Raw genomic sequence first — 12,598 nt, forward strand, 5'->3', positions numbered from 1 at the left:
ATTTTGGCCACGCGGATTCAGACGGTTGAAACGCAGGATTCTATATGTTCCAAGATGAATATATCCCGGAGAAAAGGCGATCAGTCCAATCGACAGGCAATGGTCTGCAGAGATGCAATCAGCATAAAAGCCTGCGTTAGAAATTGCTTCGTCCCACGGAGGCGGCTTGATTATCTGTTTATTTCCCGTAATCTCGACGCGATTGGGCTCGATAGGAGAAGGATCATGCAATGGATGTTGATGCCACTGCGGCGTTATGCGGATTTTAGCGGACGTTCCAGACGCAAAGAATATTGGATGTTCTTCCTGCTAATTTTGCTCATCGGCGTGGTCCTGGGACTGATAACCGGCACATTTACCGCGACATCAGACCCTACAAATGATTTACAGATGGCAACGTGGAGTTCGAGCTCAATCTTGCTGGGGCTATTTTACCTGGCGATTTTCATTCCCGCTCTCGCAATACAGGTTCGCCGCTTTCACGATCAGGACAAGACAGGCTGGCTTGTCTTGCTGAATTTTATTCCATTCATTGGTGGATTGATCGTGCTTGTATTCATGTGCCTTGAAGGTACCCGTGGAGCAAATCGATATGGCCCCGATCCGAAATCGGAGGAAAAGGCCTAGGATGTTTTGGATTCATAAGATGTCCTGGGTCAGCGAACCGGGAAGGCTTGATTATCCGCCTGTTTGTGGCAAAGCGCCGCAAGCAAATTGGAGTATGAAAAGAACATGACCGACAACCAGCAACCCGACACCGCAAACAGCGCAGCATCCGGCCCGGACGTCCCGCCGGACCGTCTTGCCATCAATCCACGCAGTCCGCATTATGGCGGCGACTTGCTGTCTCGCGGAATCGGGATCAACTTTCGCGGTGACCGCAAACATAATATCGAAGAATATTCCGTTTCCGAAGGCTGGGTGAAGGTCCAGGCCGGGAAGACCATGGATCGCAAAGGCAATCCGTTGCTGATCAAGCTAAACGGGGAAGTGGAAGCTTGGTTTGAAGATCTGGGCGACGACGCACCGAAGCATAGCAAGGCGGGATAATGACTGACAGTTTCTCCGGCAAGGTTATCTGGATCACCGGAGCATCCTCCGGGATTGGTGAAGCATTGGCAAAGGCCTTTTCTGCACAAGGCGCCCACATCATCCTGTCTGGCCGCCGGACGGAGGCACTTGAACAAGTTGCCGCCGATATCCGAACCGATACGTTGATCCTGCCCTTTGAGACAACCGATTATGATGCCCTGCCTGCAAAGATTGAGGAAGCGCGAAACTGGAAGGGCAAGGTCGACATTCTAGTCAACAATGCCGGCATCAGCCAGCGCAGTCTGGCGCTCGACACCCATCCCGACGTGCATCACAAGATCATCAATATCGATTTGCTCGCCCCGATCTGGCTGACCCAGTTGCTGCTGCCGCATATGATCGCGGCTGGTGGCGGGCATATTGTCGGGATTAGCTCTGTAGCGGGACGTGTGGGCGTGCCTCTGCGCACTGCTTATTGCGCTGCCAAGCATGGACTGATCGGCTATATGGATGCCTTGCGCGCCGAAACCGAGAAAATGCATGATATCCATGTCACCAATATCCTGCCAGGGTCCATTCGCACCAATGTCTCGCGCAACGCGCTGACCAATGAAGGCGAGCGCCGCGGGAAATCCGATGTCGCGATCGACAATGGCATGGAACCGGATGAATGTGCGCGGCAGATTCTGGAGGCTGTAGCCAATAATGTTCCTGAGCTTCTCATCGCTGAAGGAATGGAGCAACAAATCGCATTGTTGCGACAGAGTGATCCAGAGCAATGTTTTGCAATCACCGGTGCGATGGGCGCACAAATCGCCCAAAAATATGAAACGGGAGACAGTGACTGATGGCCTTGATATTGCTGGACAAGTCAGGCGGAGTTGCCACGATCACGCTGAATCGTCCGGAAGCCATGAACGCTTTGTCCCATGCATTGCGGAGCGAACTATTCGACGCTTGCCAGGATATTTCCCAAGATGATAATATTCGTGCTGTCATCGTCACCGGGGCGGGTGAACGGGCCTTTACCGCCGGCCTCGATCTCAAGGAACTGGGAAAACAGGGCCTCGGTGCGGCCACCGATCAGAATCCCGCGCGCAATCCCTGTCGGGCACTGGAATCGCTGAACGTGCCCGTAATTGGTGCTATCAACGGTGTCGCAATCACCGGTGGCTTTGAACTGGCGCTGGCCTGCGATATCCGCATCGCCTCGACCAATGCCCGATTTGCCGACACCCACGCCCGGGTCGGGATCATTCCCGGCTGGGGTCTGTCTCAGAAACTTTCGCGATTCATCGGCCTGTCGAGAGCCTGCGAACTCAGCTTCACTGGCCAGTTTCTTGACGCCCAAACCGCTTGCGACTGGGGTCTGGTCAACCATGTCTATGCAGCCGACGAACTGATGCCGAAGGCCCGCGCTCTGGCTGCGGACATGGCCAGCATCGATCCCGAATTTCTCAAAACCTATAAAAAGCTGATCTTCGAAGGCTATGACCGCAATTTTAGCGACGCGATGGCGCTGGAAAAACAGACAACCGACGCCTGGAATGACAATGTAACGGCGGAAGACGTCGAACAGCGACGACTGGCGGTAATCGAGCGGGGCCGGGCTCTGAAAGACTGACTTCAGCTTTTCGAACCGAGCAGAAATCCAGTAATTTCATCCAGCGCCCTTTTCGCCTCGGGAATGGGAAACAGCATCCAGACATGCTGCATCCGTTCATAGACCTTCAGCTCAATCTGCGCGCCGCATTCATCGCCCTTCTTTTTCAGCCGCAACGAGTCCGCCAGCAACACTTCATCGGATCCCGCAAATACCAGCATCGGCGGCAATCGATCAACCGGCTCGAACAAGGGGCTGTCCGGGAACATCGCCGGGTCCTCGCCTTCCCGCATCCACCAGGAACCGAGGCGGTGAATACCCTCCACCGAAATAAGCACATCGGTCTTTTCCAGTTCCGCCTGCATCTCGTCAGCAGCTGTTTGGTCAAGATAGGGACTGAGCAGTACCAATTTGCCCGGCAAAGCCCTGTTCTGGTTGCGCAGCATCTGGGACAGGCCAAGCGAGAAGCCACCACCCGCGCTATCGCCCATTACCACAATATTCGCCGCGCCATATCGCGAAACGGCCTGTTCAAACGCCTCCATCACCATGGCATAGCTGCTGTCCCATTTATGCTCCGGTGATAGCGGATAGATCGGCACCGTGACGCTTGCGCCGGTCTTGCGGATCAGTTTTTTGATGAAGTGCCAGTGCAGCGAAACGATGTTAAACGCATAGCCGCCGCCATGCAGGTAGAAAATATGCAGAGAAGTACCGTTATTCCGTGGATCAAACCGGTATAGGGGATGACCATCAATCGCGATTTTCTCGATATCGCAATTCTTGCGCAGCCAGCGAACGGGAGACGCATGACCCCGTGCATGATCACGCGCGATATATTTCTCGGCATTGCCGGGCTTGAGCAGATGGTTTTTCAGCCCGGAAATACGGACGATAAAAAACAGCAAGCGCGCCCGTAAACTGATCATGTTTTTCTCCGAAATCGAAACCTCAAATGGTCAGCGAAAAAAGCAGCTTGTACCCGAATAGAGGCTATCGACCGTCGCATCGTCGCTTTCATCCGAGAGGAATCCGGCGATAAATCCGGCTTCTCCGGAACCGGAGAAAAACTCGATGCCGAGTGTGCTGTCCGTTTGCATTGCGATCGGCATCGCTTGTTCCAGAGCGCTACGGGTCGATCCGACCGTGATATCCTGAGCGGTGCGTGCCAATTTTCCGTCACCATCATAAAACCAGCCAACCAGCTCGTCGTCCTGAAAATTCGCCGTCAGGCCAGCAGCCGGCGAGGAAGCGGTTTCCATCGGTCCGGCGCCGCATTCTTCATTACTGTTCTGATGTACCGGACCAAAATGTTCGAGCATGGCGATGACTTCGGCTTTTTCGGCACCATAGGGAAAACGCATGCCTTCTCCCTGCGAGATACCATCGGGCTGAAGGATGATCGAGGCAAGCTCAGATCCGACATCAGCTTCATCCGCTTGCCCTTTTTCTAAGGGATCGACACAGCCAGCGAGCAGCGCAAAGGTCATGACCGCCGCCGTTATTTTCCTGGTTTTGATCATCCCGGATTTCCTTCCATTTGCGGGACATTCGGATCAATCTCGACCCAGGACTGTTTGCTGCTGGTCCAGAAGTGAATTTGCGGATGCAGCACGCTGGTATCGTCTAACGTTCCCGCCTTGATGTAGGTCATGCCCGGCTGGGTCGGCAGCGAGGTTTTCACTGGCGAACCGCAGGTGCCACAGAAATGGCGTTGGACGACATTGCCGCTGTCGGCATGATCGTCATATGTCGTGAGGTCGCCGCTGATCTCAATCTGGTTATCGGCCACCGCGAAAAGTACGGAATAGGAGCTACCCGCCTGTCGCTGGCAATTTTTGCAATGACAGACGCCGCACATCTGCAGGTCTCCCTCGATTGTATAGCTTACCGCACCGCATAGACACTGGCCTGTCATTGTCATCTCAAATCTCCCTCTTCACGCAACCTTGCGCACAAAAACTGTCCCCGCCGAATAGCCCGCTCCAAAGGAACAGATCAGACCGATATCCCCGTCTGCCAGATCGTCGCCATATTTGTGGAAGGCGATGATCGAGCCGGCGGATGATGTGTTTGCATATGTATCGAGAACGGTTGGGCTTTCATCGTCACTCGCCTCATGGCCAAGCACGCGTTGGGCGATCAGGCGGTTCATCCCGGCATTGGCCTGATGCAGCCAGAGGCGGCGAAGCGAACCCGCCTCGATTCCGAGGCGTTCCATCTGCTCGTTGATCATGTTGGCAACCATAGGCACGACTTCCTTGAACACCTTGCGTCCTTCCTGGACGAACAGCTTGTCCTTGTCGTCGCGGCTTTCCGGATGGGTGCGGTTGAGGAAACCGAAATTGTTGCGGATATTGTTGGAGAACTGCGTCTTCAATTTCGTGCCAACGATTTCCCAATGCTGCGCCGGTGCGATATCTTTGGCTTCAACGAGGATCGCTGTCGCCACATCGCCGAAAATGAAATGGCTGTCCCGGTCGCGCCAGTTGAGATGGCCGGAACAGATTTCCGGATTGATCACCAGCACCGATCTGGCGCTGCCGGAGCGGATATAGTCAGCCGCTGTCTGGATGCCGAAGGTCGCCGAGGAACAGGCGACGTTCATATCGAAACCGAAGCCCTCTTCGATTCCCAGTGCAGCCTGTATTTCGACTGCGATCGCCGGATAGGCACGCTGCAGGTTCGAGCAGGCGCATAGCACCGCATCGACATCTTCCGGCTTGCGCCCTGCCCTTTCAAGGGCCTGGAGTGCCGCTTTGACACCGATTTCGGCCAGAACCGAGATTTCCTCGTTCGGACGTTCGGGCAAACGCGGGCACATCACCTCCGGATCGAGAATCGGATCTTTGGAAAGCACGAAACGTGACTTGATGCCCGAAGCCTTCTCGATAAACTCCACCGAACTGTGCGGCAATGCTTCGATTTCACCCGCTGCGATCGCCTCTGCATTCTCACGGTTGGTGAGATCGGCATAAGCGTTGAAACTGGCGACCAGTTCTTCATTACTGATACTGTCTTCCGGCGTGAACAGGCCGGTTGCGGAAATAACGGGAATATTACTGTTGGTCATGGGAAGATGCTTTTCCTTCTGCGCTTGCGCTTTCTGATGGCGCTTGCATGCGACGGTAATCTCCCCAGACCAAACTGGCAAGCGGGGTTGATCCTGCCTTGCCTATCAACAACGGCTTGCTATCAGCAGGATATGAATGATCGCGTGAAACTTGATGATAGCTGGAAGAAACCCCTCGCTGGCGAATTCGCGAGTGATTATATGGCCGAATTGCAGGAATTTCTGCTGCACGAGAAAGCTGCTGGCAAGGCAATTTACCCCAGTGACGAGGAATATTTTCGCGCGCTGGACCTTACTTCCCTCGACAGAGTGCGGGTCGTGATCCTGGGGCAGGATCCCTATCATGGACCGGGCCAGGCCCACGGCCTGTGCTTCAGTGTGCAGCCCGGCGTCCGGCCTCCGCCATCGCTGGTCAATATCTACAAGGAGCTGGAAAGCGATCTCGGACTGGCGCGCCCTGCCCACGGATTTCTCGAACATTGGGCTAAGCAGGGCGTGTTGCTGCTCAACAGCGTCCTGACCGTCGAGATGGCCAATGCCGCTTCACATCGCGGCAAGGGATGGGAACAGTTTACCGATGCGATCGTGCGTCTGATTGCAGGGAAACCGGAGCCCGTCGTGTTCATGCTCTGGGGAAGCTATGCCCAGAAAAAGGCGTCGTTCGTGAAAAGTGTGGAACAGGGTGGCAAGCATCTCGTGCTAAAAGCCCCTCACCCCTCGCCGCTGTCGGCTTATAACGGATTTTTCGGATGTCGGCATTTCAGCAAGGCCAATGCCTTTCTAAAGCAGAATGGACTGGCCCCGATCGACTGGAGCCTGCCGGACATCAACTCCTGAGGCGACAATGCGGCAAACCGGTCGCGGCAATCAACGTCCACAGGGACTCTATTTCGGTGCAGTGGCCTCTGCATCAACATTCTCAATCCAAGAGTCGATATCCCGCGCGACCTGTTCCGGGGTTTCCTCCATCGGAATATGGCCGGCATCCGCATAGATGATCAGCTTGCTTCCCTGAATCGCAGCCTCAAATGCCCGCCCGTGGGATAGCGGGATGACCGTGTCTTGCTCTCCCCACAGCAGCAGCACCGGCATATTCAGATTTTTGACTTCCGCCCATTTTTCCAGTTCGCGGTCCGTCTTTGCTCGATCCACGGAGGCTCTGCGATTGCCGGGAAAACGCAGCAATTCCCAATAGCGGTCGACCTGTTCCTCGGTCAGCCGCTCCGGCTGTCCGAAGCTTTCCTCCAGCGATGACTTGACCAGAAAGCGGGGGGTGATTTCGGGCAGCAGCATTTGTCCGATCCATGATTGCGCCAGCCTGGCGCCAAGATAGGGGCGGGTTTTTTGCGCGACCTGCGCGCCGGAAGCATCGATCAAGACCAGACCCGACATACGCTCGGACTCCGACAAGCCGGCGCGCCACGTCAGCCAGCCGCCCATGCTGTTGCCGACCCAATAGGCCTTGTCGACGCCAGCCGCATCCAGCACCTTGACAGCCGCTGCGATATTGGTTGCGGCATCATAGGCACCGGTTGGATTGGGGCCGGTCAGACCATTTCCATAGAGATCCAAGGAAATCAGGCGATATTTTTCGCCGAGCAGTGCCACCAGCGGTTCCCAGGTCTGGAGCATACTGTTCGATCCGTGTATGAGGAGCAGCACCGGCCCATCCTTGTTGCCCTCGTCGCGATAATGGATTTTGGTACCATGACCGTCGTCGAGAAATCGCGAGGATTCATTGCCATATTTGGCGATCATCTCGGTGCGGTCGGTGTCGGGCGTCCGGAAAATGAAAAAGGCTGCCGCCAGCAGGACCAGTAGCAGCAGAATGATACGGATCGTCTTTTTCAAAGTTTTTTCCCTCTGCCGATAGGCTTTTGTATCGAAAAAGCGGCCAGGCGCAAATGGCCTATTCGTCGGCGCGCCATTCGCCCGGCTGCAATCCCTCAAGCGACCAGTCGCCGATGCTCCAGCGCACCAGCCGCAGGGTAGGATGGCCGACAGCGGCAGTCATCCGGCGAACCTGCCGATTTCTGCCCTCGCTTATCGTCAGCTTGAGCCAGCAATCTGGCACGCTCTTGCGCACCCGGATCGGCGGATCGCGGAGCCAAAGGTCCGGATCGGCGATCCGCTCGACTTCCGCGGGTCTGGTCAACCCGTCTTTCAATTCGACACCCTGCCGCAACATGCCGAGGCTTTCTTCTGCAACATCGCCTTCGACCTGAACAAGATAGGTTTTCGGCGTTTTATATTTCGGATCCGCAATCCGCGCCTGCATTTTGCCATCGTCGGTGAGCATCATCAGCCCTTCGCTGTCCCGGTCTAATCTGCCAGCAGGATAGACGCCGGGAACGTCGATAAAGTTCGAAAGCGTCGGACGCTTTGTCTCGCTTCCCCGATCGGTGAATTGCGGCAGCACGCCAAAGGGCTTGTTGAAGAGGATGAGTTTTGTCATGTCCCCCTTTGGCAGCAGGGAGCAGATTGAGCAACGCAGCAAAGCCGTGCCGGCAAAGATACGCGCCTGCCGCATAATCCTTGCCGCTATCACTACCGTTCCCGCACGAAATTGTGTAGCGCATGCCGATGCAATTGAACAATTTCGATACCGCCGCTTTTCTGCGCGATTACTGGCAGAAACGCCCGCTGCTGATCAGAAATCCCTGGCAGTCGTGGCAAAACCCGCTGTCACCTGATGAACTGGCTGGCCTTGCCTGCGAAGACCATGTGGAATCCCGGCTGATCACGCAATCGAGCGAAGACTGGAACGCCGAACACGGTCCGCTGCCCGAAACGCGCTTCGGTGAGTTGGGCAAGTCCCCATGGACCTTGCTCGTGCAGGCAGTTGATCAGCATATTCCGGATGTGGCTGCGCTGATCGAACCGTTCCGTTTCATCCCCAACTGGCGGATAGATGACGTAATGGTCAGTTTTGCCAGCGATGGCGGCGGAGTGGGCCCGCATTTCGACCATTATGATGTATTCCTGGTCCAGGGCCTAGGCCAGCGCCGGTGGCAGATCGGCGGCAAGTGCGACGATCAGACGGCCCTGCGCTCGCACGAGGACTTGCTGCTGCTCTCCGAATTTGACGTCGCGGAAGAATGGATATTGAACCCCGGGGACATGCTCTATATTCCGCCGGGCATCGCCCATAATGGTGTTGCAGTCGGCACGGATTGCATGACCTATAGTATCGGTTTTCGTTCGCCCTCGCGCAAGGAACTGATCGGCAACTGGTGCGACGACCTGCTGCCCGAGATGACCGATGACGACCGTTACTGCGATCCCGATCTGTCGGTTCAGCAAAATCCCGGAGAGATACCCGGGGCCGCCATCGACCGGCTTCACGCCATGATTACCGAGAAACTGGCCGACCGCGCGGCTTTCGCACGATGGTTTGGCAAATATAGCAGCACGCCGAGATATCCCGACACCGATTGGCGTCCTGAGGACCCGATCGAGACAGAGCACCTGCGCGCGCTGATGGCCGAGAATCATCCTCTGCTCCGCAACCCTGCCAGCCGCTTTTCCTTTGTCCGGGAGGATGGAGACAAGCTGCTGCTGTTCGTCGACGGCGAATGCTTTCCTTGCGTGGAGGAAACGGCCGCGCTGGCCGCAATGCTGTGCGCCCAGGAGCAATTTGTCATCAACCCGGAATGGCAAATGTCGGACGCCGTGGTGGAGTTGCTCGCCGGACTATATAATCGCGGCAGCCTGTCCTTCGACTGGGGCTAGGCTGAAGCCAGATTCAGGACAAAAAAAGGGCAGGAGTGCCAAGCACTCCCGCCCTTTCCCGTATTCGGCTTTAGGCTTAAGCCTGCTGCAGGTTTACTGCGGCTTTCTTGCCGTTATTTCCGGTTTCAACATCATATGTGAGACGCTGTTCTTTTTCGAGCGACTGCATTCCGGCAGCCTGAACTGCTGTAATGTGCACGAAGCTGTCATCGCCACCATCTTCAGGAGCGATGAAACCATAGCCCTTGTCGGTGTTGAAAAATTTTACGGTGCCTGTAGGCATAGTCTTATTCCTATTCATAACTTAATTATGCCCGATCATGCAAAATGCAGAACCGGACGGGATTGGCCAACTTCGAGAAATGGGAAAAAGAGTATGCGACCTTAGGGGTTGCGAAACCTAGATTTCTTCGTAACGCGATTTATTAGCTGACAGGCCTATAGCAGCCTATTCGTCAATAAGCAAACAGATGAATTTCGACGGTTTCATGGCGCGCGGAAATTGTGTAGCAATAGCACCGATGAAACAACCTATATTGACCTGCGCGGCCACGCTTTTTCTCTGTTTCCCGCTCGCGGCATGCGATTCACCTGCCGGTCCGACGCCGGAACCATCCCAGCAGGATTTGTTTTTTGAACGGCTGAGCCTGCTCTGCGGCAAGGCTTATGCGGGCATATTGGTATCCGAACAGGAAGCCGACGCAGATATGGCGGGCAAGCCGATGATCATGCACGCGGCATCCTGCGATCTTCACGAGATCCAGATCCCCTTCCATATTGCCGAGGGTAGCGACAAATGGGACCGTTCGCGCACATGGATCGTCACCCGCACGGACAATGGGCTGCGCCTGAAGCACCGGCATCGTCACGAGGATGGCAGCCTGGACAGCGTCACTAATTATGGCGGCGATACCGAAAGCGACGGCACGGCAGACCGGCAGGAATTCCCGGCAGATGCAGAATCTATTGCTTCCTTCAAGGCCAATGGCCTCGATCAGTCGGTGACCAATGTCTGGGCCGTCGAAATCAGTCCGCCGGGTCAATCCGACGCCCAATTCAGCTATGAATTGCGGCGTCCGGAAACATCGGACGGGCGCCACTTCCGGGTCGAATTTGATCTGTCCAGGCCGGTGACACCGCCACCTGCGCCCTGGGGCGACTAGGAAACAATGCTCACCGAACTGCTCATCGGCGCCGGGATGATCCTGCTCACAGTGCTCACTCACGGGGTCGGCATATTTTTGCTCGGCCGATGGCTACGGATCGAAGCACGTGAAGAAGCAGCAGAAGATATCCACCCAATGTCCGTTCGCGGCATTGCCGTCACGCTCGGCCTGGTGATGGGCCTGTTCCTGCTGCACGGCATCGAGATATTCTCCTATGCGGTGATTTATCGCGTGCTGGATGCGTTACCGACATTTGACCAGGCGATCTATTTCTCAACCATTACATATTCCACCACCGGTTATAATAGCGAAGGGCTGGCAACCCACTGGGAAATGATCGCGGCGATTGAGGGTCTCAATGGTTTTATTCTGCTCGGCTGGTCGACCGCATTCTTCGTTACCGTCATCGCTCGCATGAGAAGCGGTAGATGAATATACCGGAAAGCTTTACGCGCCGCGTTTTCCGCTGGCTCCTGGCCATTTTCTATCTGATCGCCGGGATTGCCCATATCCGCTCACCCTCGGGGTTTCTAGCGATCACGCCCGACTGGGTGCCGTTCGCAGAGTTTGTCATCCTGTTCACTGGCGTAGCCGAATTTGCCGGAGCCATCGGCTTGATGGTCCCACCTAAAATCGCACCCGGAGTACGCCATGCTGCGGGGATCGGCCTCGCGCTCTATGCACTCTGTGTCTATCCGGCCAATATCAACCACGCGATCAACAATATCGCAATCGGCGGAGAGACTGCAAGCTGGCTCTATCACGGCCCTCGCCTTGCCTTTCAGCCGGTCTTTATCTGGTGGGCGTTGATAGCCGGCGGTGTCATCAACTGGCCGTTCCAGCCCAAAAATTCGTAAACCTGCCCTTAAGCGGGTATTTATGTTATGATTGTTGTCGCTATTTTGACAACGGCAAAGGAGCACGACATGGAAAAGCACGGCGATCGAATAGAAGTAACCGAGCGCGAGGCTAGCAACAAGCCGCGCGGACCGCATAATGTCCGCATTGTGCTGGCGGCGTCGCTGTTGCTCGCTGTTGTGGTGATGTCGATGGTATGGATCATTCCAGCGCTGAGCTAGCTGCAACAGGCAAATGGGATGTTTAACTCTTCAGACAACCCCGGCGATATAAGCAACAAGCAGCGCAGACGGCAGCAACAGTGCCTGAGCCACCAATGTACCGCCGACTCGACTCAGCGACAACCAGGTGATGGTCCGCCGGAACATCGGCTGACTGACTCGGCCGCTGACCACATCATCGGTCATCACTGACAATTGTGGATCGATGACAACAAACAACAGGATCGTCGCAAATCCGTTGATCACGGCAGAAAGCTGTGATGCCGTAACCCGATATTCGGGATTGAGGTAACCAGCATATAGTGATCCAACGACACCAACCGTCAGCAACGCTTGGGCAACTATGTTCAGGAAGATGATCGTCATCGATACGCCGCGCGGCTTGCGCAGGTCGGTGATATGCACGACCTTGGGCGCGGTGACGGTTCTTCCGACGTAGCCGATCCCGCCCTTTGTCAAGGCGTGCCAGATCAGCCGCGGCATTGAGCGATGCTCGTGAAACTGCAAAATCGCGCTGCTGAACCAGCGTTGCACGGTCGGAATCAGCAAGGCTCCGACGATGGTCGCAGCGGTTGCCGCCAGCAGAACCAGACGGAAATCAGTGAGCAGCCCCTCACCTGTGCCATTGGCCAGGCCATTTTCGATCCGCTTTGCGAGAAATGGCCCGAGGAAGCTGTTGGACAGTCGCGACACCAGAACCAGAATATTGAACAGCGCGAAGGATACCGCAATCCGCCCGGTTCGCACTCCCGCAATGCGGGCCGAATAGGCCAGTGCACCGATCAGATGGATAGAAAAGGTCAAACCGCAAATTATTACTAGCTGCTGATCCATTATTTGTTCCGATGTTAACCGACAGAATCATGTGCAAAACAGGCACGAAACGAAAACGCCCATGAACCAAAACTTGCGA

The 12,598-nt window shown here is 55.6% G+C and carries 18 protein-coding genes; 10 read left to right on the top strand and 8 right to left on the bottom strand.

Annotated features, from left to right (window positions below):
• Positions 1 to 225 precede the first annotated feature (225 nt).
• The 4 genes from AZE99_RS09370 to AZE99_RS09385 all read left to right on the top strand — a co-directional run bounded on the left by AZE99_RS09370 (position 226) and on the right by AZE99_RS09385 (position 2,656).
• Positions 226 to 627 (top strand): DUF805 domain-containing protein, encoded by a 402-nt coding sequence (locus tag AZE99_RS09370; RefSeq protein WP_067200209.1) that lies wholly within the window; start codon positions 226 to 228, stop codon positions 625 to 627.
• Between the two features lie 105 nt (positions 628 to 732).
• Complete coding sequence (locus AZE99_RS09375; RefSeq protein ID WP_067200210.1) at positions 733 to 1,050, top strand: DUF3297 family protein; 318 nt, start codon at positions 733 to 735, stop codon at positions 1,048 to 1,050.
• On the top strand, positions 1,050 to 1,880 hold the full coding sequence (locus AZE99_RS09380; RefSeq protein WP_067200213.1) for an SDR family NAD(P)-dependent oxidoreductase: 831 nt from the start codon (positions 1,050 to 1,052) through the stop codon (positions 1,878 to 1,880). The genes AZE99_RS09375 and AZE99_RS09380 overlap by 1 nt, the downstream gene beginning before the upstream one ends.
• A complete protein-coding gene (locus AZE99_RS09385) occupies positions 1,880 to 2,656 on the top strand; it encodes an enoyl-CoA hydratase (protein WP_156472184.1) in 777 nt (258 codons plus the stop codon). Before AZE99_RS09380 ends, AZE99_RS09385 begins: the two co-directional genes overlap by 1 nt.
• A 2-nt stretch (positions 2,657 to 2,658) precedes the next feature.
• Here AZE99_RS09385 and AZE99_RS09390 read toward each other — a convergent pair whose 3' ends face one another.
• The 4 genes from AZE99_RS09390 to AZE99_RS09405 are packed head-to-tail and all read right to left on the bottom strand — an operon-like array spanning position 2,659 to position 5,708.
• Entirely contained in the window at positions 2,659 to 3,564 is a 906-nt protein-coding gene (locus tag AZE99_RS09390; RefSeq protein ID WP_067200215.1) for an alpha/beta hydrolase, read from the bottom strand.
• Positions 3,565 to 3,594: 30 nt separating this feature from the next.
• Complete coding sequence (locus AZE99_RS09395; protein ID WP_067200217.1) at positions 3,595 to 4,158, bottom strand: hypothetical protein; 564 nt, start codon at positions 4,156 to 4,158, stop codon at positions 3,595 to 3,597.
• Positions 4,155 to 4,559 (bottom strand): GFA family protein, encoded by a 405-nt coding sequence (locus AZE99_RS09400; protein ID WP_067200220.1) that lies wholly within the window; start codon positions 4,557 to 4,559, stop codon positions 4,155 to 4,157. The genes AZE99_RS09395 and AZE99_RS09400 overlap by 4 nt, the downstream gene beginning before the upstream one ends.
• A 15-nt stretch (positions 4,560 to 4,574) precedes the next feature.
• On the bottom strand, positions 4,575 to 5,708 hold the full coding sequence (locus AZE99_RS09405; RefSeq protein WP_067200222.1) for a beta-ketoacyl-ACP synthase III: 1,134 nt from the start codon (positions 5,706 to 5,708) through the stop codon (positions 4,575 to 4,577).
• A gap of 132 nt (positions 5,709 to 5,840) precedes the next feature.
• Here AZE99_RS09405 and ung point away from each other — a divergent pair, with 132 nt between their 5' ends.
• Positions 5,841 to 6,545: a uracil-DNA glycosylase gene (gene ung / locus AZE99_RS09410; protein ID WP_067203503.1), complete on the top strand. Its 705-nt coding sequence runs from the start codon at positions 5,841 to 5,843 to the stop codon at positions 6,543 to 6,545.
• Between the two features lie 48 nt (positions 6,546 to 6,593).
• Here ung and AZE99_RS09415 read toward each other — a convergent pair whose 3' ends face one another.
• Positions 6,594 to 7,559, bottom strand: a complete 966-nt coding sequence (locus AZE99_RS09415; RefSeq protein ID WP_067200224.1) for an alpha/beta fold hydrolase — start codon at positions 7,557 to 7,559, stop codon at positions 6,594 to 6,596.
• 58 nt (positions 7,560 to 7,617) lie between these two features.
• Positions 7,618 to 8,163 (bottom strand): pseudouridine synthase, encoded by a 546-nt coding sequence (locus AZE99_RS09420; protein ID WP_067203505.1) that lies wholly within the window; start codon positions 8,161 to 8,163, stop codon positions 7,618 to 7,620.
• Between the two features lie 128 nt (positions 8,164 to 8,291).
• On the opposite strand from AZE99_RS09420, the gene AZE99_RS09425 reads away from it, so the two are divergent.
• On the top strand, positions 8,292 to 9,440 hold the full coding sequence (locus AZE99_RS09425; RefSeq protein ID WP_067203507.1) for a ribosomal protein uL16 3-hydroxylase: 1,149 nt from the start codon (positions 8,292 to 8,294) through the stop codon (positions 9,438 to 9,440).
• A gap of 76 nt (positions 9,441 to 9,516) precedes the next feature.
• Here AZE99_RS09425 and AZE99_RS09430 read toward each other — a convergent pair whose 3' ends face one another.
• A complete protein-coding gene (locus AZE99_RS09430; RefSeq protein ID WP_067200226.1) occupies positions 9,517 to 9,723 on the bottom strand; it encodes a cold-shock protein in 207 nt (68 codons plus the stop codon).
• Positions 9,724 to 9,961: 238 nt separating this feature from the next.
• Between AZE99_RS09430 and AZE99_RS09435 the strand changes: the two genes are divergently transcribed.
• The 4 genes from AZE99_RS09435 to AZE99_RS16120 all read left to right on the top strand — a co-directional run bounded on the left by AZE99_RS09435 (position 9,962) and on the right by AZE99_RS16120 (position 11,685).
• Positions 9,962 to 10,603 carry a hypothetical protein gene (locus AZE99_RS09435; protein ID WP_067200228.1) on the top strand — a complete coding sequence of 214 codons (642 nt, stop codon included), beginning with the start codon at positions 9,962 to 9,964 and terminating at the stop codon, positions 10,601 to 10,603.
• A 6-nt stretch (positions 10,604 to 10,609) separates the two neighbouring features.
• Entirely contained in the window at positions 10,610 to 11,038 is a 429-nt protein-coding gene (locus AZE99_RS09440) for an ion channel (protein WP_067200231.1), read from the top strand.
• The gene (locus AZE99_RS09445) at positions 11,035 to 11,463 is read left to right on the top strand and encodes a DoxX family protein (RefSeq protein ID WP_067200234.1); all 429 of its coding nucleotides are present in this window, start codon (positions 11,035 to 11,037) and stop codon (positions 11,461 to 11,463) included. The genes AZE99_RS09440 and AZE99_RS09445 overlap by 4 nt, the downstream gene beginning before the upstream one ends.
• Positions 11,464 to 11,532: 69 nt before the next feature.
• Entirely contained in the window at positions 11,533 to 11,685 is a 153-nt protein-coding gene (locus tag AZE99_RS16120; RefSeq protein ID WP_156472186.1) for a hypothetical protein, read from the top strand.
• Positions 11,686 to 11,715: 30 nt separating this feature from the next.
• On the opposite strand, the gene AZE99_RS09450 is transcribed toward AZE99_RS16120, so the two are convergent.
• Entirely contained in the window at positions 11,716 to 12,519 is an 804-nt protein-coding gene (locus AZE99_RS09450; RefSeq protein ID WP_067200236.1) for a lipid II flippase Amj family protein, read from the bottom strand.
• Between the last annotated feature and the right edge of the window lie 79 nt (positions 12,520 to 12,598).

The organism is Sphingorhabdus sp. M41, assembly GCF_001586275.1.
Lineage (GTDB): Bacteria > Pseudomonadota > Alphaproteobacteria > Sphingomonadales > Sphingomonadaceae > Parasphingorhabdus.

Bases quoted from the DNA above. Each gene is read 5' to 3' on its own strand.
- AZE99_RS09430 (WP_067200226.1), bottom strand. From the start codon at position 9,723: ATGCCTACAGGCACCGTAAAATTTTTCAACACCGACAAGGGCTATGGT.
- AZE99_RS09400 (WP_067200220.1), bottom strand. From the start codon at position 4,559: ATGACAATGACAGGCCAGTGTCTATGCGGTGCGGTAAGCTATACAATC.
- AZE99_RS09370 (WP_067200209.1), top strand. From the start codon at position 226: ATGCAATGGATGTTGATGCCACTGCGGCGTTATGCGGATTTTAGCGGA.
- AZE99_RS09405 (WP_067200222.1), bottom strand. From the start codon at position 5,708: ATGACCAACAGTAATATTCCCGTTATTTCCGCAACCGGCCTGTTCACG.
- ung (WP_067203503.1), top strand. From the start codon at position 5,841: ATGAATGATCGCGTGAAACTTGATGATAGCTGGAAGAAACCCCTCGCT.
- AZE99_RS09385 (WP_156472184.1), top strand. From the start codon at position 1,880: ATGGCCTTGATATTGCTGGACAAGTCAGGCGGAGTTGCCACGATCACG.
- AZE99_RS09445 (WP_067200234.1), top strand. From the start codon at position 11,035: ATGAATATACCGGAAAGCTTTACGCGCCGCGTTTTCCGCTGGCTCCTG.
- AZE99_RS09450 (WP_067200236.1), bottom strand. From the start codon at position 12,519: ATGGATCAGCAGCTAGTAATAATTTGCGGTTTGACCTTTTCTATCCAT.
- AZE99_RS09375 (WP_067200210.1), top strand. From the start codon at position 733: ATGACCGACAACCAGCAACCCGACACCGCAAACAGCGCAGCATCCGGC.
- AZE99_RS09435 (WP_067200228.1), top strand. From the start codon at position 9,962: ATGAAACAACCTATATTGACCTGCGCGGCCACGCTTTTTCTCTGTTTC.
- AZE99_RS16120 (WP_156472186.1), top strand. From the start codon at position 11,533: ATGGAAAAGCACGGCGATCGAATAGAAGTAACCGAGCGCGAGGCTAGC.
- AZE99_RS09380 (WP_067200213.1), top strand. From the start codon at position 1,050: ATGACTGACAGTTTCTCCGGCAAGGTTATCTGGATCACCGGAGCATCC.
- AZE99_RS09390 (WP_067200215.1), bottom strand. From the start codon at position 3,564: ATGATCAGTTTACGGGCGCGCTTGCTGTTTTTTATCGTCCGTATTTCC.
- AZE99_RS09440 (WP_067200231.1), top strand. From the start codon at position 10,610: ATGCTCACCGAACTGCTCATCGGCGCCGGGATGATCCTGCTCACAGTG.
- AZE99_RS09425 (WP_067203507.1), top strand. From the start codon at position 8,292: ATGCAATTGAACAATTTCGATACCGCCGCTTTTCTGCGCGATTACTGG.
- AZE99_RS09420 (WP_067203505.1), bottom strand. From the start codon at position 8,163: ATGACAAAACTCATCCTCTTCAACAAGCCCTTTGGCGTGCTGCCGCAA.
- AZE99_RS09395 (WP_067200217.1), bottom strand. From the start codon at position 4,158: ATGATCAAAACCAGGAAAATAACGGCGGCGGTCATGACCTTTGCGCTG.